This is a genomic window from Streptomyces koelreuteriae (genome assembly GCF_018604545.1).
Taxonomy (GTDB): Bacteria; Actinomycetota; Actinomycetes; order Streptomycetales; family Streptomycetaceae; genus Streptomyces; species Streptomyces koelreuteriae.
The window spans coordinates 8,347,133-8,364,109 of sequence record NZ_CP075896.1 but is presented as its reverse complement, the minus strand read 5'-3'; the positions used below and the strand labels follow the sequence as shown (position 1 = coordinate 8,364,109).

The following is a 16,977-nucleotide window of genomic DNA, read 5'->3' as shown; positions in this document are numbered from 1 at the left end:
CTCAGGAGGCCGGGGCCTGGTCCGTCGTGTCACCCACGGTGCCGCCTCCGGTGTCCTCGCCCGTGCCGTCCCCGGGCGGGGGCGGCGAGTCGTCCGCGGGCGGCGATTGGTCCGTCGGCGATTCAGAGGTCGTCTCCGTCGTCGGCGGTTCGCTCGTGGTCGGCTGCGACGAGGTCGCGTCGGTCGGTGTGGAGACGTCGGCCGACGGGGTGGGCTTGCTCGGCGGGGAGGTCTTGCGGTCGTTCTCGCCCGTGTCGCCCTTGTCGCGCTTGAACCACTCGCCGTCGGGTTCGCACATGACGAAGACGTCGACCGGCTCCTCGGCGGGCCTGACCTCGACGACGTCAGACGCCTTGTACCCGGGCCACTTCTCTCCGGTCGTCTTCTTCTGCTGGGGGGCCGGCGGGCTCAGCGGGTTGCCGCAGGCACAGCGCACCCGGGGCACACCGCGGTCGTCGACGAGGACGGCCGTGCCCGCCTGGAGGACGGCCTGGTACTGCGTGGGGCGGCCGCTGCGGTAGCCGTGGTTGGTGACCCAGGTGTCCATCCGCAGCTGCACGGGGGTGAGCGAGCGCAGGTAGGCGGGGACCTCGGACGGGTCGATGCCCTGGACCGACGCGAACGCGCGCTGCTTGTCCGGAGCCCCCTTGAGGTACGTGATCTGCTTCTCCACGTCGCAACTGGCGACGTTGCGGGTGCCGCCGTACAGGCCGGGCGTTCCGCCCCGTACGGCCCGGACGGTGTTCGGCGAAGCCGTTCCGGCGGGCGTCGGCGTGACCGACGGGGCGGAACTCTCCTTGGCCGTCGAGTCGGTGAACGGGTCCGGGCCGGTGTCGGCCGCGGGCTGCAGCAGCACGTCGCCGTCGGAGGTGCCGGTCCCTCCGTCGGACGCGCCGGTGCCGCCGTCGGGGCGGGTGAACACCACGGCCAGGACCACGGCGGCCACCACCGCGCCGGCGATCAGCGCGACCCGGGGCACGGAGCCCCACCACGGGCGGCGGGGCTCCGGCGGCTCACCACCCCCGCTCGGGGGTTCGGAGGGCGGGCCGCCGCCTCCCGAGGGCGGCTGGGAGGGGCCCGACAGCGGGCCCGAGGGAGGTCCTGTGGGGCGACCGGACGACGGCGGTTCGACGCTCACGAGCTCTTCTCCCGACGTGGGTTCTGTACGGCCTGCGCACACCCGAGGCGATCAGTCCTGGATCAGTCCTGGTATATACCGCTTCTTCCGTTACGAGTTCATTGTGTGCCCCGGTCCCGTACGGCCCGCAAGCCGACGCGGACGGACCTCCCGACGGGCGCCCGGCGCGGGCGCTGCTTAGCGTGGCAGCGTGAGTTCGCGCACCTCCTCCGGCCAGGCACGTACCTCCGGCGCGCGGGCCGTCGCCCGGCACGGCTGGGTGCACGCCCTCGTCACGGTGCTCGGCGGGCTGCTCGCCATGATGGTGGTGGCCACGCTCGGCCTGTGGGCCGCAGGGGCGGCGGACCTGCCGGACGGCGCGTTCGCCCCGGTCGTCATGGCGACCGTGGTCACCGCCGTCGGGGGCACGGTGAAGCTCTCCGGAAGCGCCGGCGACTTCGCCGACACGCAGGCGGGACTGACCGTGATCCCGCTGTCCGTCACGCTGACCGGGGCGCTGGTGATCGCCTGGGGATTCCTGCGGCCGCTGCGCCATCGCGCGGTCGCCGAAGCCAGGGAGCTGGCCGGCTGGGCCGCCAGGATCGCGGCCCTGTGGCTGCTCGCCCTGATCGGTCTGACGCTCGCCGCCCGCCACACGTTCGAGATCTCCCTCGGCGACCAGGAGCTGGGCGAACTCGGCGACCTGTTCGGTGCCTCGCCGAAGATCGGTTTCACCACCGACGTTCCGCTGTCCGTGTTCGTCGGCCTGGTGTGGCTGGCCGGTGTGCTGGTGCTGGCCCTGCTGGTGTCGCGCGGCGCCCCGTTGCCGGCCGGACTGCTGCGCTTCCAGGCGTCGGTGCGGCCGGCCGCGTACGCGATGGTCGCCCTGCTGCTGGCGTATGTCGTCATCGGCGTGGTCATCGCACTGGTCGTCGCGGCGACGCGGGGCCATGCGGCGGAGACGTTCGCCGTGATTCTGCTCGGCATGCCCAATCTGGTGTGGATGGCGCTGACGATCGGGCTCGGCGCGACCTGGACCGGCCGGGTGGAGGGGCCGTTCGGGCTGCCCATGCCGCAGGTGCTCGACGAGGTGCTGCGTACCCCCGACATCTCGGAGCTGAATCTGCGGACGCTGTCCGAGCACGACGGCCGGGTGTGGTGGCTGCTGGTCATCGACGTGGTGCTGCTGCTGGCCGCCGCGTTCGTGATGGCGGCCCGCTCACCGGCCCGGGTGCGGGCGTGGCAGCACGCCGTGCACATGGCGGTCGCCCTCATGCTCACGGTGTTCATGATCTGCCTCGTCGGACGCATCTCCGCGCACTACGGCCTGTCCGTGCTCGGCATCGGCGACCTGGGCGGGGGACTCGGGGGCGAGCTCTTCCTCAGACCCCGGCTGTGGGGAGCCGTCGGCCTGGCCGTCCCCTGGGGTCTGGTGACCGGATTCGCCGGAGCGCTGCTGGCGCGGCACGTACGGCGCCGGGGTGAGGTCCGCTCGGACAGCGAGAGCTGACGCCGGGGCGCTGCGTCTCGCGCTACATCCGCTGCCGGAAGACCGGTTCGGCCCAGCGCGGCGGCGGCTTCGGCCCCTCCTCCCCCGGCCCCCGGCCCGCCCGGGTGGGGGTGTGTCCGGCGGCGGGCGCGCCGCCGGTCGTCGCGGCGCGCAGGGCGGCGACGAAGGCGAGGCAGGACGGGTACCGGTCGTCGGGGCTCTTGGCGAGGGCCTTGGCGAGGACGGGGTCGGCCTGCGCGGCGAGGTCCGGCCGGGCCTCGGTCAGCGGCGGGGCCTCGTCGTACTGGTGCGCCCACAGCAGGGCCATGTCGTCGTCCCGGCGGAAGGGCGGATGGCCGGCCAGGATCTCGTAGACGACACAGCCGAAGCCGTACACGTCGCAGCGGGCGTCGACCGGGCGGCCCGAGATCTGCTCGGGGGCGACGTAGTCGAGCGTGCCGACGAACTGGCCGACGGTGGTGAAGCCGGTCAGCGACAGCGACTTCTTCGTCAGTCCGAAGTCGGTGAGGTAGGCGTGTTCGGGGTGGTCGCTGTCGGTGCCGCGGGCCACCAGGATGTTGCCGGGCTTCACGTCCCGGTGCACCAGGCCGTGGTCGTGGGCGGCGTCGAGCGCGGAGGCGACCTGGGCGGCGATCCGCAGGGTGGTGGCGGGTGACAGCGGGCCCTCCCGGTCGAGGAGATGACGCAGGTCGCTGCCGACGACGTATCGCATGGCGATGTACAGCACGCCGTCCGTCTCACCGGCCTCGAAGACCGGCACGATGTGCGGGTGGTCGATCGCGGCGGCGGCCCGGGACTCGTGGGTGAAGCGGCGCCGGAAGGTGTCGTTGCGGGCGAGTTCGGGGGCGAGCAGCTTCAGGGCGACGGTGCGTTCCAGACGCAGGTCGCGGGCCCGGTAGACCACGGCCATGCCGCCGCGGCCGATCTCCTTCTCGATCCGGTACCCGGCGATCTGCTGCCCGAGCAGCTCGGAGGGCCGCCCCGAGAACAGGCTCGTCTCGCGGGTCAACGGGTGTCACCCTCAGGCGAAACGACCCGGGTGGGCTCGGACCCCACGACGCGCGTGGGCGGCGCCTCGGCGGGGCTGTCGGGTCCCTCTTGCTCTTCCTCCGCCTCGTCGGGAGCCACCACACGGGTGGGCGGGGCGGCCGCGGGACGGGCGCCTCCCTCGGCTTCCTCGGGTGCCACGAGCCGGGTGGCCTCGGGGACATCGGCGGACACGACGCGGGTCGGCTCAGGAGCCTCGGGAGCCACCACGCGGGTCGGCTCAGGAGCCTCGGGCTGCGCCGCACGCTCCGGTTCAGGGCCCTCGGGCGACACGACCCGCGTCGGCTCAGGCGCCGAAGGCGGCCCGGCACGCGCTGATTCAGGTCCCTCGGGCGACACCACCCGCGTCGGGTCGGGCGGAACGACCGGCGTGGCACGCGCCGGTTCCGGCGCCTCGGAAGCCACCACCCGCGTCGGCTCGGGCGCCTCAGGCTGCGCGGCACGCGCCGGTTCAGACGCCTCCGGCGACACCACACGCGTCGGCTCAGGCGCCTCAGGCGGCCAGGCACGCGCCGGCTCAGGTCCCTCGGGCGACACCACCCGCGTCGGCTCAGGAGGAACGACCGGCGTGGGCGGTTCCTCGGCCCGGAACGGCTCCTCGACACGGGACGGTTCGTCGGCCCGGGGCGGCCCCTCTGCCCGAGGCGGCTCCTCTGCCGCGTCCGCGGGCACCACCCGCGTCGGGGTGGGTGTCGGGGCCGGGGGCTCGGACGGTCGGGGCTCCGGGCGGGAGCTCGGGGTCTCGTCCGCCGCGTACGGGGTCGCCCGGGTGCCCTCCGCGTACACCCAGTGCCCGTGCGCGGCGTCGTAGAGCCACACCGACTCGCCGTCGACGACGACGCCGATCCGCAGCCCGTGGGTGCGGGCGTGGAAGGACTCCCGGTCGAGGCCGCCCGCGAGGTCCTCCACCGCGGACCGGTAGCGCGCCAGGGCCTCCTGCGCACGGGTCAGCAGCGGACGCGAGTCGGCGGTCCGGGTGAGCGGCCCGTCCGCGGCGGGCGGATCCTGCGGTACGGCGACCAGCCGGCGGCCGTCGACCCAGGCCGACCAGCCGTTGAAGCACAGCACATGCCCCCAGTCGCCCTGCCGCTCGACGAGCTGCACCGGCAGCAGGGGATCGAGGTCGACGGTGGGCCGGGCCGGGTCGGGTGCCTCCCAGGCGGGCATCCCGTGCTGCGGGACGACGTGCGTGGGCCGGAAACCGGGAGTCGTCACAGTCGCTCCCTACTTCCGCATCACGGCCGGTTCGTGCCGGCGCAGCAGCCGGGAGACGAGGAAGCCGAAGAGCACCGACAGCACGACGAGCATCCCGACGTCGAGCAGCCACATGCCCGCCGAGTGCTCGAAGAGCGGATCCTTGGTCAGCTCGTCGGGCACGATCCGGGCCAGCCCGACGGTCCCGGCCATCGCGGCCAGCGCCCAGCGCGCCGGCACCAGCCAGCCGAGCTGCTCCAGTCCGGGAACGCCGTCCAGTTTCAGCAGGGCACCGCAGAAGACGACCTGGACGATGGCGACGAGCACCAGCAGCGGCATCGTCACCTCTTCCTTGCGCACCAGCGCCGAGATGAGCAGCCCCAGCATCATCGCGGTGAACGCCAACAGGGCGACGGCGACCGCGATTTCGACCAGGGGCGGCATCAGCACGCCTTCGCCGCCGGGCGCGCCGAGGTCCACGCCGAGCAGGGCGACCAGGGTGAGCACCACCGCCTGGAGCACGGTGATGACGCCGAGGACGACGACCTTCGACATCAGGTACGCCGATCTGGACAGGCCCACCGTGCGTTCCCGCTGGTAGATGACGCGTTCCTTGACGAGTTCGCGCACGGCGTTGGCGGCGCCGGTGAGGACCGCGCCGACGCACAGGATGAGCAGCGTGTTCATCGCCGTGTCGAAGGTCAGCTTGCCGCCCGACAGGGCCCGCGCCATCACGCCCATCACGAACGGCAGGGCGATCATGATGATCAGGAAGGTGCGGTCGGCGCTGAGCGCGGAGGCGTACCGGCGCACGAGGGTGCCGAGCTGGGCGGACCGGCTGCGCGGCCGGGGCGGCGCGGTGATGACGACGGGCCCGGACCGGGGCTGCCGGGGCTGGGCGGTGGCCTCGGCGACGTAGTGGTCCCGGAACGGCGAGGTGCGGTAGTCCCCCGCCCAGTCCCGGTCCTTGTCCCGCTCGAAGGCCTCGAAGGCCTCGGGCCACTGCTCGAAGCCGAAGTAGGCCAGGGCGTCCTCGGGCGGTCCGTAGTAGGCGATCTTCCCGCCGGGCGCGAGCACCAGGAGCCGGTCGCACACGTCCAGGCTGAGGACGCTGTGGGTGACGACGATGACGGTCCTGCCGTCGTCGGCGAGGCCGCGCAGCATGTGCATCACCGAGCGGTCCATGCCGGGGTCGAGGCCGGAGGTCGGCTCGTCGAGGAAGAGCAACGACGGCTTGGTCAGCAGTTCCAGGGCCACGCTGACGCGCTTGCGCTGGCCGCCCGAGAGGCTGTGCACGGGCTGGTCGACGCGTTCCTCCAGGCCCAGTTCGCGGATCACCTCGTCGACCCGGGCACGCCGTTCGGCCTTGGCGGTGTCCTGCGGGAAGCGCAGCTCGGCGGCGTAGGAGAGGGCTTTGCGGACGGTCAGCTGGGCGTGCAGGATGTCGTCCTGCGGGACGAGGCCGATGCGCTGGCGCAGCTCTGCGTAGTCGCGGTAGAGGTCGCGGCCGTCGTAGAGGACGGTGCCGTGGTCGGCGGGCCGCTGGCCGGTGAGGGCGTTGAGGAGCGTGGACTTTCCGGCGCCGCTCGGGCCGACGACGGCGAGCAGGCACTTCTCCCCCACCGGGAACGACACATGGTCCAGCAGTGTCTTGCGGCCCCGGTCGACGGTGACCGCGAGGTCCTGGACGTCGAGGGAGATCTCGCCGGTGTCGACGTACTCCTGGAGTTCGTCGCCGACGAGGCAGAACACCGAGTGACCGATGCCGACGATGTCGCCCTGGCCGACGGGGGCGCTGGTGACGGCGCTGCCGTTGAGGTAGGTGCCGTTGTGGCTGCCCAGGTCGGTGATCTGGTAGGTGCCGTCGGGCAGGGCGCGCAGCTCGGCGTGCCGGCGGGAGACCACCAGGTCGTCGATGACCAGGTCGTTGTCGGTGGCGCGCCCGATGCGGACGGTGCGGGCGGGCAGCGGCCGTACGGTGGTGGGCTGCTTGTAGGTGCCGGTGGCCGCGGGCATGGAGACGGCGGAGGGGCGTTCCGGGGCCGGTGCGGGGCGGCCCAGCAGGACCACGCGCGGTCCGTCGGCCGGGTTGCCGAAGCGGATGACCGTGCCGGGGCCGACGTCCCACTCGTGGACGCGGCGGCCCTCGGCGTAGGTGCCGTTGGTGCTGTTCTCGTCCTCGAGGGTCCAGTGGCCGTCGGTGGGCCGCAGCACGGCGTGGTGCCAGGAGACCCGGTCGTCGTCGATGACGACATCGCTCAACGGGTCGCGTCCGACGTGGTAGTCGTGACCCGGAATCATCACGGTGGAGCCCGTCTCGGTCTCCAGGACGAGTTCTGGTGCTACCGACGACTGCGCCATGACCAAGATTCTACCGATTTGCCTGGTGTGTGCCTCTGCGAGCGGGTCAGGCCACGGGGATGCCCAGGCCGGAGGCCGTCCGCTGCATCCGCAGGGCGTCCACGGACTCGGCGAGCAGTTCGTACTCGGTGGTGTCGTCGCTGGTGGCGATGCGCACCAGCCGTCCGGCCGCCAACTCCTCGGCGACCCGCTCCTGGTGGCCGGGGTCCGCGCACCAGGCGCGCAGTTGTGTGGGCACGTCGGGCACGGTGGCGGCGACCGGCACGAGCGCGCCCGGCGGTAAGTGCTCGGCGTCGGGCTGGGGGTCGAGACGCTGGGCGATCCAGGAGGCACGGTCGCGCAGCCACCACAGGGCGAGGGCGAGGGTGGGCGCCCGGTAGGTTCCCAGGGGGACTCCGATGCGGCGGCCGTCGCAGACCCCGTACGCAGTGACGTGACACAGGAACTCGTCGTGCACGTGACCTCCCCCGTTGCCCTGCCCGCCTGCCGGACTCACTCCACCGCGGCTCGCGTGCTGTGCGTGAGGACACCGTCGCTGGATGTGAAAGCGCTCTCGCTGGTCAGTATGTTCACTGCTGAATCACTGTCACCACGACTTTCCGGCCACTCTCCTGGCATATTCACAGCCCGAGTTGGCCGAAACCCGGCAGGGTGGGTCGTGCCGGGTTCGCCACGTGCGGTGATCCGGGCCCTGACCAGCGGGCACGGCCCACCGGGCGCCGACTGGGACGTGCGGGGCGATGAGTTCTCCGGTGTCCGGCGGTCTGATGGAGGAGAGGCCGCCGAGCACCGGAGGACGCCATGGCCACGACCACAGATCTGGACGCGGAGTTCACCGCGGTCCTGCGCAGGAGCCCCGCCGAGGGCGGCTGGACCTATCTGGTCTGGCCCCGGTCCGTCGAGTTCTTCGGCACCCGCGGCCTGGTCAAGGTCCGCGGGACGATCGACGGGCATCCGTTCCGCAGCTCGTTCATGGCGCTGGGCGACGGCACGCACAAGCTGCCCGTGAAGGCCGACATCCGCAAGGCCATCGGCAAGGAGGAGGGCGACACGGTGACCGTGCGCCTGGAGGAGCGGATCAGCTCCTAGACGGTTCCTGGACGGCCCGGCCGGGGGCGGGGGACCGCCCCCGGCCGGGGAGACCGCTACTGCTTGACGATCGCGTCGATCCGGGCCAGCTCGTCCGCGTCGAAGTCCAGGTTGCGGATGGCGCCGACGCTGTCCTCGATCTGCTGCGCGCTGCTCGCGCCGACCAGCGCGGAGGTGACCCGGCCGCCGCGCAGCACCCAGGCCAGCGCCATCTGGGCCAGGGTCTGGCCGCGCGACTTGGCGATGTCGTTCAGGTCGCGCAGCCGTCCCACCAGGTCCTCGGTGAGCGCGTCGGAGTTCAGGAACGGGCTGTCGCTCGCGGCCCGGGAACCCTCCGGGATGCCGTCGAGGTAGCGGGCGGAGAGCAGGCCCTGCTCCAGCGGGGAGAAGACGATGGAGCCGACCTGGAGCTCGTCGAGGGCGTCCAGCACGCCCTGGTCCTCGGGGCGGCGGTCCAGCATCGAGTAGCGCGGCTGGTGGATGAGGAGCGGGGTGCCCAGCTCGCCCAGGATGCGGGCGGCCTCGCGGGTCTGCTCGGCGGAGTAGTTCGAGACACCGACGTACAGCGCCTTGCCCTGCTGCACCGCCGTGTGCAGGGCGCCCATCGTCTCCTCCAGCGGAGTGTCCGGGTCGGGGCGGTGCGAGTAGAAGATGTCGACGTAGTCGAGGCCCATCCGCTCAAGGCTCTGGTCCAGCGAGGACAGCACGTACTTGCGCGAGCCCCACTCGCCGTACGGGCCGGGCCACATCAGGTAGCCGGCCTTGGTGGAGATGACCAGCTCGTCGCGGTACGCCGCGAAGTCCGACTTCAGGAACCCGCCCAGCGCGGACTCGGCGGAGCCGGGCGGCGGTCCGTAGTTGTTGGCGAGGTCGAAGTGGGTGACGCCGAGGTCGAAGGCGCGGCGCAGGATGGCGCGCTGGGTCTCGACGGATCGGTCCGGGCCGAAGTTGTGCCACAGACCGAGTGAGAGCGCGGGGAGCTTCAGGCCGCTGCGTCCGGTGCGCCGGTAGGGCATGTCCGCGTAGCGGTCGGGGTGTGCGGTGTACAACGCGACTCCAGAGGGGTTGGCCGGGACGGTCGGATGAAACCGGTGTCCACTCTGGCGTGACCTGCTCCCATGCGTCCAACAGAAGAATCCGATGGAATTCAGCGGTTACGCTTCTCAGTCATGGAACTGCGCCACTTGCAGCACTTCGTCGCGGTCGCCGAGGACCAGCACTTCACCCGGGCGGCGGAACGCCTCCTGGTCTCCCAGTCGGGCCTGTCGGCCTCGATCAGGGCACTGGAGCGGGAGCTGCAGACGCCCCTGTTCGTGCGGACGACCCGCCGGGTGACGCTGACCCCGGCCGGGCGGGCGCTGCTCGGTGAGGCGGAGCGGATCCTGGCGCAGGTGCGGACGGCCCACGAGGCGGTGGCTGCGGTGCAGGGCGTGCTGCGCGGCATGCTGGCGCTCGGCAGCGAGCAGTGCATCGCCGGGGTGCATGTGGCGGGGCTGCTGGCCGCGTTCCGGCACCGTCATCCGGATGTGGAGATCTGTCTGCGGCAGGCCGGGTCGGGGGCCCTCGCCGAGGACGTCGCGGCGGGCCGGCTCGACCTGGCCTTCGCCGTGCGCACGCAGGAGGACAGCGACCAGCTCCGGTCGGTGTCGCTGACCAGCGAGCCGATGACGCTGCTGTGCCACTCCAGTCACCGGCTGGCCGCCGCCGGGGCGGCCGTCACGCCGGAGGAGCTGGGGAAGGAGGTGTTCGTGGACTTCCACCCGGACTGGGGGCCGCGCCGCAGCACCGACACGGTGTTCGCCGCAGCGGGCGTACGGCGGACCGTGGCCCTGGAGGTGAACGACGTGCACACCCTGCTCGACCTGGTCGACGAGAACCTCGGCGTCGCCGTGGTGCCGCGGCACTTCGCGCACAAGCGCGCCTCCCTGACCGCGCTGCCCGTCAAGGGCACCGGCGAGGCGGTGTACGAGACGGTGGCCCTGCTGCCACCTCCGCAGGCCACCAGTCCGGCGGCCCGGGCGCTGATGGGGCTGCTGGAGACCAGCGGAGCCTGAGCGGGGGCGCACGCCGAGCGGCGATGCGCCATGGTGGAGCCATGCATGCGAAGGACATCCTCATCGACGGCTACGACCGGATCCGGGAAGAAGTCCACGCCACCGTCGAGGGTCTCGGGCCCGACGAACTGGCCGCCCGCCCCTCCCCCGACGCCAACTCCGTCGCCTGGCTGGTCTGGCACCTCACCCGCGTCCAGGACGACCACCTCGCCGATGCCTTCGGCCTCGATCAGGTGTGGCTCTCCCAGGAGTGGGACAAGCGCTTCGGGCTGGGCCTGCCCCGCCACGACACGGGCTACGGCCACAGCCCCGCCAAGGTCGCCAAGGTCCGCGTCGACTCGGGCGAACTGCTGACCGGCTACTACGACGCCGTGCACGACCAGAGCCTCACCGCCCTGCGCGGCCTGGCCGCCAAGGATCTGGAGCGCGTCGTCGACGAGCGCTGGGACCCGCCGGTCACCCTGGGGGTCCGGCTGGTCAGCGTCCTGTCCGACGACCTCCAGCACATCGGACAGGCCGCCTACCTGCGGGGACTCCTTCAGAGCGCGGCTGCGTAGCCGGGCAGCACGACGTCCCGGATGAGGGCGTTGCGCTCGTCGAAGGGGAGGAACGCGCTCTTCACGGCGTTCACCGTGACCGTGCGCAGGTCCTCGACGCTCCAGCCCGCCTGCTCCACCAGCAGGGACATCTCGCGGGTCATCGTCGTGCCCGACACCAGCCGGTTGTCGGTGTTGAGGGTGACGCGGAAGCCGAGGTTCTTCAGCGGGGTGATCGGGTGCTCGGCGATGGAGGTCGCGGCGCCGGTCTGGAGGTTGGAGGTCGGGCACATCTCCAGGGCGATGCGCCGGTCGCGCACCCAGCCGGCGAGACGGCCGAGCTTGCCCGCCGCGAGGTCGGGGATGTCGTCGGTGATGCGCACGCCGTGCCCGATGCGCTGGGCGCCGCACACCTGGAGGGCCTGGTGGATGCTGGGCAGGCCGTGGGCCTCCCCGGCGTGGATGGTGAACGGCACGTTCTCGCGGCGCAGGTGCTCGAAGGCAGCGAGGTGGTCGGCGGGCGGGAAGCCGTCCTCGGCGCCGGCGATGTCGAAGCCGACGACACCGGCGTCCCGGAAGGCCACGGCCAGGTCGGCGGCCTCGCGCACCCGGTCGAACATCCGCATGCCGCACAGCAGGGTGCCGACGCGGACCGGGGTGCCCGCGGCCGCGGCCTTCGCCATACCGGCCGCGAGGCCCTCCTGCACCGTCTCGACAACCTCGGCGAGGGTCAGCCCGCCGTTGGTGTTCAGCTCGGGGGCGTAGCGCACCTCGCCGTAGACGACGCCGTCGGCGGCGAGGTCCAGGACGTACTCCTCGGCGGTGCGCAGCAGGCCCTCGCGGGTCTGCATGACGGCGAGGGTGTGCTCGAAGGTGGCGATGTAGCGCACCAGGTCACCGGAGTTGGCGGCCTCGTAGTACCAGGCGGCGAGCTCGTCGGGGTCGGTGGTGGGCAGGGTGTGACCGACCGCGTCCGCGAGCTCCACGACGGTGGCGGGGCGCAGGCCGCCGTCGAGGTGGTCGTGCAGCACGGCCTTCGGAAGCCGGCGGATCAGTGCGTCGTCTACGCGCGTAGCAGTCATGGCGGGTCTTTCCTTGAGCGGGCGGTTCGAAGCGGAGCGAGAGGGGTCAGCCGACGGGCTGGAGGAGATCCCAGCGGTTGCCGTACAGGTCCTGGAAGACGACGACGGTGCCGTACGGCTCGTGCCGCGGCTCCTCCAGGAAGGTGACGCCCGCGGCGGTCATCCGGGCGTGGTCGCGGGCGAAGTCGTCGGTGTGCAGGAAGAACCCGACCCGCCCTCCGGTCTGGTCCCCGACCCGGGCGGCCTGCGCCTCCCCCTTGGCGCGGGCGAGCAGCAGACCGCCACCGGCTCCCGGGGCACCGGGTTCGACGACGACCCAGCGGGATCCGTCGGGCCGGGGCGCGTCCTCGACGAGCCGGAATCCGAGGGCCTCGGTGTAGAAGCGGATCGCCTCGTCGTAGTCGTCGACGACGAGGGTGACCAGGGCGATACGACTCATCGGGACCTCTCGGAGCGTGCGGTTGACGGGAGAGGTTATACGTAAAACTCTCCGGACGCCAGTCACATCCCGCACTACTGTAACTACTAGTATGTACACTCCTGGTCCAGCACCATCCCGGAGGCCCCATGCCCTTGGTCCGCATCGACACGCTCCGCGCCGGTCCCGAGCGCCTCGCCGCGATCGGCCGTGCCGTCCACGACGCCCTGCGGGAGACGATCGGCATTCCGCCCGACGACCGGTTCCAGATCCTTCGGGACCACGACGGCATGAGCGGCACGCTGCGGTACGACGACTACCTCGGCGTGTCCCGCGACGAGGGCATCGTCTACGTCGCGATCACCCTCCGCTCCGGCCGCTCGCCCGAGCGGAAGCAGGCGCTGTACCGGAGAATCGCCGAGCTCGCCCAGGCGTACGCGGGCACCGAGCCGAGGAACGTCTTCGTGGCCCTGACGGAGAACGAGTCGGCCGACTGGTCGCTGGGCGAGGGGCTGGCCCAGTACCTCGATGTCCCGGCAGACACGGCCTAGGCCCTCGGCCTACGACCGCAGCCCGAGGCGGCACCCACGGTCCGGCCGCTAGCGTCCCACCCATGAAGATCACCGAGCCACCTCGTACCCCCGCGCGGCGCAAGGCGGACCTGCTGGTCCGGCTGGAGCGGGAAATCGACATCTGGGTCGCCACGGCCGACACCGATGGGCTGCCGTGTCTGGTCCCGCTGTGGTTCGTGTGGCACGACGAGGCCGTGTGGCTGTGCACCCGGCTGACCAATCCGACCGGCCGCAATCTGCGGGACGGCCGGAGCACGCGGCTGGCCCTCGGGGACACCCGGGATGTCGTGCTGGTCGACGGCGACGTGGAGACCTTCCCGTCCGCCGAGGTGCCGCCCGCCGCGGCCGAGGCCTTCCGTGCGAAGACCGGCTGGGATCCGCGCGAGGACCACGCGTCGTACGCGTTCTTCCGGGTACGGCCGCGTGCGGTGCAGGCGTGGTGCGAGCAGCACGAGTTGCCCCGCAGGCATCTCATGCGGGACGGGGTCTGGGCGGTCTAGCCGGTCACCCCGGCCCTTTGCCGGGGTGCGCTCAGCCGGTCCAGTTCCTCGGCGGTGAGGCGGATCGCACCCGCCGCCACGTTCTCCGCGAGGTGGTCGGGGTTGCCGGTGCCGGGGATGGCGAGGACGTGCGGACCCTGGTGCAGCGTCCAGGCGAGGCGGATCTGCGCGGGGCTCGCACCGTGGGCGCGGGCCACGGCTCGCACTGCCTCGTCGTGCGCGATGGTGGCTCCGTGCTCCCCGCTCTCGCCGGCGACGGCGTAGAACGGCACGAAGGCGATGCCCTGTTCGCCGCAGATCCGCAGCAGTTCGTCGGCCGCCGGGTCGGGACGGTCGAGGGCGTACCGGTTCTGCACGCAGACCACGGGCGCGATGGCCCGCGCCTCGGCGAGGTGGCGGGGCTCGATGTTGGAGACCCCCAGGTGCCGGATCAGGCCCGCGTCCTGGAGTTCCGCGAGGGCCCCGAAGTGCTCGGCGATCGAGTCGCACTTCGGCATCCGGCGCAGGTTGACGACGTCCAGATGGTCGCGGCCGAGCTGGCGCAGATTCTCCTCGACGTGGCCGCGCAGCTCCTCGGGGCGTGCCGAGGTGCCCCACTGCCCGTCGTAGGTCCGGTGCGGTCCCACCTTGGTGACGATGACCAGGTCGTCGGGGTACGGCGCCAGCGCGCTGTTGATGATCTCGTTGGCGGAGCGCAATGACGAGAAGTAGAAGGCGGCCGTGTCGATGTGGTTCACACCGAGGTCGACCGCCTTGCGCAGGACGGCGATCGACCGGTCGCGGTCGCTCGGTGTGCCGTGGTGGAAGGCGGCGCTGCCCGTCAGCCGCATCGCGCCGAAGCCGAGGCGGTGGACGGGCAGGTCGCCGAGTTTCCAGGTGCCGGCGGCGTCCGCGGTGATCGTCTGTGAGTTCATCGGCGGAGTCTCACACACGCGGCGCGGACCGGTGCGGGGGTATTACGGATACGTGTACGAATTGAGGGTGGCGACGGCGGAGGCCGGGTTGCCGAGGTCGTAGTGGTCCACGGCGAGGAAGTTGGGCTTCTTGCGGGCCGCCGGCCGGCAGAACCGCTGTGCTCGGTCGGCGAGTTTGGTGTTGTCCGTCGTGGCGGTGGAGGTGATCCCGGCGTCACGGAAGTGGTTCATGACGAACAGCGGCCGGAAACCGGGTTCGGTGCGGGTCAGCGGGATGTTGGTGCCGGCGTCGTACCAGCGGCTGTAGCAGGACCAGTCGGAGGTCCCGAGGCCCGAGCCCATGGACCAGTAGTTCTCGACGGTCCATTCGCGCTGGTACATGACGCCAAAGCTGTCCCGGGTCAGGCCGGCCGCCTGGTCGGCGGAGCGGCTGTGGTCGGTGAAGATCAGCAGCCGGTCGCCGGCGGCGGCCAGGTCCGCCATCGTCGGCCAGCCGTTCTGCCGTACGCCGGTGCGGTCGGGCCGGTACAGCACGTCCGACAGGCCGTTGACCCGGGCGAGTTCCGCGCGCAGGACGCCCGGGTCGACGTAGTCCTCCAGGAAGACGGTGACGAACTGGTCCGGGTGGGCCTTGAGGAAGTCCACCATGCGCTGGAGGTCGACCCAGAGGGCGACCGGCCTGCTGACCAGGGTGCAGCTGTTGTGGCAGAGGATCGCGCCGTCCGGGGTCTGATGGATGTCCAGCATGAATCCGCGGACTCCGTCGGCGAGTTGCCGCTCGATGCCGCGTCTCTGGTTGGGCACGAGATTGATGAAGGGCGGGGCGAAGCCGCCGTCGACGCCGTTGGCGTAGGCGTTGTGCGCGGTGAGGAACGTGACCTGGTCCAGGGTGCGCTGGTCCTGTGGCGGCATGGGGTTGGTGGCGGGGTCGACGGGGGTGAGGTACCAGGCGGCGAGGTCGCCCGCCCCGCCGACGGCGAGCCGGGCGGGGTAGGTGGCGTCGGACGGCTTGGGGGCCACCGTGAGATGGCGTGCGGTGCCCGGGGCCTTGAGGGTGTAGCGGTCGGTGCCGGCCGGGGCGATCTCCCAGGCGGCGTCGGCGCTCGTACAGGCGACGGTCGCGGCCTGGTCGCCGTTGCGGCCGAGGCAGGTGCCCGGTGTGTCGGTGTTCTCGAGGAGGGAGGAGGACCCGTTCGCCTTCAGCCGCCACTGCTGGCGGTCCTCGTTGCCGCGGGGTCTGTGCTGCTCGACCGCTCCGCCGCTGTCGGCCGCGTTGAGCCCGGTCGTGGCGCTCTGGACGTAGTACGCGCCCGGGGCCGGAACAGCGGCGGCGGTGGCGGGCGGTGGGGCCACGACCGCGGCGGCCAGCGCGGCGGTCGTGGCGAGCAGGGCGTGGGGGGTGCGCAGACGCATGAGGGATGCCCTTCATCGGACTGATCAGGACCGATCGAGACTGACCAGCTGAAGACTGATCAGGTGCATGACATCCCGTATGACACCACGCCCCGGGGTCCGGCGTCAGCAGTAGAGGTTGCCGCCGGGTGATGTCCCGAGGATCTGTGTAAACCGCTGGTAGTTGTTGACGCGGCTCTGCACCTGCGCCGGGTTCTTGCCGTCGCACTCCAGGGAGCCGTTGATGCTGCGGATGGTCTGGCCGAAGCCGGCGCCGTTCACCATGGCGTTGTGCGGGGTCATGCTGCCGGGGCCGGTCTGGGTGTTCCAGTACCACAGGGCCGTCTTCCAGGCGACGGCCGAGTCGTTCTGCACCAGCCAGGGGTTGCCCAGCAGGTCGATGCCGAGCGCGTCGCCCGCGGCCTTGTAGTTGAAGTTCCAGCTCAACTGGATCGGACCGCGGCCGTAGTAGGCGGCCTGTCCGGCCGGACAGCCGTAGGGGCGGCTCCAGTCGCAGTAGTGGGGGTAGTTGGCCTGGTTCTGCTCCACCACGTGCACCAAGCCGCCGGTCTCATGGCTGACGTTGGCGAGGAAGGCGGCGGCCTCCTGCTTCTTCACCGTGTCGCTGCCGGTGTTGGCGAAGCCGGGGTAGGCGCTCAGAGCCGCGGTGAGCCCGCTGTACGTGTAGAAGGAATTCCGGTTCGGGAACATCTGGTTGAACTGCGCCTCGGTGACGACGAAGCGCGCGTTGGGCGTGCCCGGCCCGCTGTCGCAGGCGTACGGCTCCCAGTACCAGGTGCTGATGACCGGGTCGTAGCCCGGGTTGGCGTGCTCGGCGATGTACGCCTTGCCGTCGGTGTAACGGACGATGTCGCCGGCCGCGTACGACTTGCCCGCCACCCAGCTCGGATAGCTGGAGCAGGCGGCGGCGGAGGCGTGGGAGGCGGGAAGCAGCACCGGGGCGGTGCCCGCGAGGGCGAGGGTGACCAGGACTGCGGACAGACGGCGTCTCGACACGGGATCGACTCCTTTGCGGAGCACGGCCGCACCCGGCAAGGCAGGGCGGAGCAGGGCCTTGGCGCACGCGCCGGCCGGGCCGGTCACGGCGTGGGGGCGGCCGTGGTGGGGGGTGTGGAGGCACACTCAACCGCGTTGGTCTGTACCAGTCAAGGGTGTAGACCAGTCAACGAT

General features: G+C 71.8%; 17 protein-coding genes. 6 read left to right on the top strand and 11 right to left on the bottom strand.

Features of this window, described 5'->3' with window-relative positions; translation table 11 throughout:
* Position 1: 1 nt before the first annotated feature.
* On the bottom strand, positions 2-979 hold the full coding sequence (locus tag KJK29_RS37600) for a DUF6777 domain-containing protein (protein ID WP_370869187.1): 978 nt from the start codon (positions 977-979) through the stop codon (positions 2-4).
* A gap of 349 nt (positions 980-1,328) precedes the next feature.
* On the opposite strand from KJK29_RS37600, the gene KJK29_RS37595 reads away from it, so the two are divergent.
* Entirely contained in the window at positions 1,329-2,627 is a 1,299-nt protein-coding gene (locus KJK29_RS37595) for a streptophobe family protein (protein WP_215123896.1), read from the top strand.
* A 22-nt stretch (positions 2,628-2,649) separates the two neighbouring features.
* On the opposite strand, the gene KJK29_RS37590 is transcribed toward KJK29_RS37595, so the two are convergent.
* From KJK29_RS37590 to KJK29_RS37575, 4 genes are read right to left on the bottom strand one after another with little or no spacing between them, the layout of a single operon-like run.
* Positions 2,650-3,636: a serine/threonine-protein kinase gene (locus KJK29_RS37590; RefSeq protein ID WP_215123895.1), complete on the bottom strand. Its 987-nt coding sequence runs from the start codon at positions 3,634-3,636 to the stop codon at positions 2,650-2,652.
* Positions 3,633-4,889: a hypothetical protein gene (locus KJK29_RS39500; RefSeq protein ID WP_370869186.1), complete on the bottom strand. Its 1,257-nt coding sequence runs from the start codon at positions 4,887-4,889 to the stop codon at positions 3,633-3,635. Before KJK29_RS39500 ends, KJK29_RS37590 begins: the two co-directional genes overlap by 4 nt.
* A 9-nt stretch (positions 4,890-4,898) precedes the next feature.
* Positions 4,899-7,229 carry an FHA domain-containing protein gene (locus KJK29_RS37580; RefSeq protein ID WP_215123894.1) on the bottom strand — a complete coding sequence of 777 codons (2,331 nt, stop codon included), beginning with the start codon at positions 7,227-7,229 and terminating at the stop codon, positions 4,899-4,901.
* A 46-nt stretch (positions 7,230-7,275) separates the two neighbouring features.
* Positions 7,276-7,686 carry a hypothetical protein gene (locus tag KJK29_RS37575; RefSeq protein WP_215123893.1) on the bottom strand — a complete coding sequence of 137 codons (411 nt, stop codon included), beginning with the start codon at positions 7,684-7,686 and terminating at the stop codon, positions 7,276-7,278.
* Between the two features lie 344 nt (positions 7,687-8,030).
* Here KJK29_RS37575 and KJK29_RS37570 point away from each other — a divergent pair, with 344 nt between their 5' ends.
* Positions 8,031-8,318: a DUF1905 domain-containing protein gene (locus tag KJK29_RS37570; protein WP_215123892.1), complete on the top strand. Its 288-nt coding sequence runs from the start codon at positions 8,031-8,033 to the stop codon at positions 8,316-8,318.
* Between the two features lie 56 nt (positions 8,319-8,374).
* On the opposite strand, the gene mgrA is transcribed toward KJK29_RS37570, so the two are convergent.
* Positions 8,375-9,367, bottom strand: a complete 993-nt coding sequence (gene mgrA, locus KJK29_RS37565; protein WP_215123891.1) for an L-glyceraldehyde 3-phosphate reductase — start codon at positions 9,365-9,367, stop codon at positions 8,375-8,377.
* Positions 9,368-9,487: 120 nt separating this feature from the next.
* Between mgrA and KJK29_RS37560 the strand changes: the two genes are divergently transcribed.
* Both KJK29_RS37560 and KJK29_RS37555 read left to right on the top strand, forming a co-directional pair.
* Positions 9,488-10,372: a LysR substrate-binding domain-containing protein gene (locus KJK29_RS37560; RefSeq protein WP_215123890.1), complete on the top strand. Its 885-nt coding sequence runs from the start codon at positions 9,488-9,490 to the stop codon at positions 10,370-10,372.
* Between the two features lie 41 nt (positions 10,373-10,413).
* Positions 10,414-10,929 (top strand): mycothiol transferase, encoded by a 516-nt coding sequence (locus tag KJK29_RS37555; RefSeq protein ID WP_215123889.1) that lies wholly within the window; start codon positions 10,414-10,416, stop codon positions 10,927-10,929.
* On the opposite strand, the gene KJK29_RS37550 is transcribed toward KJK29_RS37555, so the two are convergent.
* Together KJK29_RS37550 and KJK29_RS37545 are read right to left on the bottom strand one after the other, a co-directional pair.
* Positions 10,911-11,990, bottom strand: a complete 1,080-nt coding sequence (locus KJK29_RS37550) for an adenosine deaminase (protein WP_215123888.1) — start codon at positions 11,988-11,990, stop codon at positions 10,911-10,913. The two genes, KJK29_RS37555 and KJK29_RS37550, sit on opposite strands and share 19 nt — an antisense overlap.
* 46 nt (positions 11,991-12,036) lie before the next feature.
* Entirely contained in the window at positions 12,037-12,429 is a 393-nt protein-coding gene (locus KJK29_RS37545) for a VOC family protein (RefSeq protein ID WP_215123887.1), read from the bottom strand.
* Positions 12,430-12,557: 128 nt separating this feature from the next.
* Between KJK29_RS37545 and KJK29_RS37540 the strand changes: the two genes are divergently transcribed.
* Together KJK29_RS37540 and KJK29_RS37535 are read left to right on the top strand one after the other, a co-directional pair.
* Complete coding sequence (locus KJK29_RS37540; RefSeq protein WP_215123886.1) at positions 12,558-12,959, top strand: tautomerase family protein; 402 nt, start codon at positions 12,558-12,560, stop codon at positions 12,957-12,959.
* Positions 12,960-13,021: 62 nt separating this feature from the next.
* Positions 13,022-13,480: a pyridoxamine 5'-phosphate oxidase family protein gene (locus KJK29_RS37535; protein ID WP_215123885.1), complete on the top strand. Its 459-nt coding sequence runs from the start codon at positions 13,022-13,024 to the stop codon at positions 13,478-13,480.
* Here the strand turns inward: KJK29_RS37535 and KJK29_RS37530 are convergent.
* The 3 genes from KJK29_RS37530 to KJK29_RS37520 all read right to left on the bottom strand — a co-directional run bounded on the left by KJK29_RS37530 (position 13,477) and on the right by KJK29_RS37520 (position 16,803).
* Positions 13,477-14,394 (bottom strand): oxidoreductase, encoded by a 918-nt coding sequence (locus tag KJK29_RS37530; RefSeq protein WP_215123884.1) that lies wholly within the window; start codon positions 14,392-14,394, stop codon positions 13,477-13,479. The genes KJK29_RS37535 and KJK29_RS37530 overlap by 4 nt on opposite strands.
* Positions 14,395-14,436: 42 nt before the next feature.
* Positions 14,437-15,801 (bottom strand): PI-PLC domain-containing protein, encoded by a 1,365-nt coding sequence (locus KJK29_RS37525; RefSeq protein WP_215124600.1) that lies wholly within the window; start codon positions 15,799-15,801, stop codon positions 14,437-14,439.
* A gap of 111 nt (positions 15,802-15,912) precedes the next feature.
* Complete coding sequence (locus KJK29_RS37520; RefSeq protein ID WP_215123883.1) at positions 15,913-16,803, bottom strand: glycoside hydrolase family 19 protein; 891 nt, start codon at positions 16,801-16,803, stop codon at positions 15,913-15,915.
* Positions 16,804-16,977: the final 174 nt, after the last annotated feature.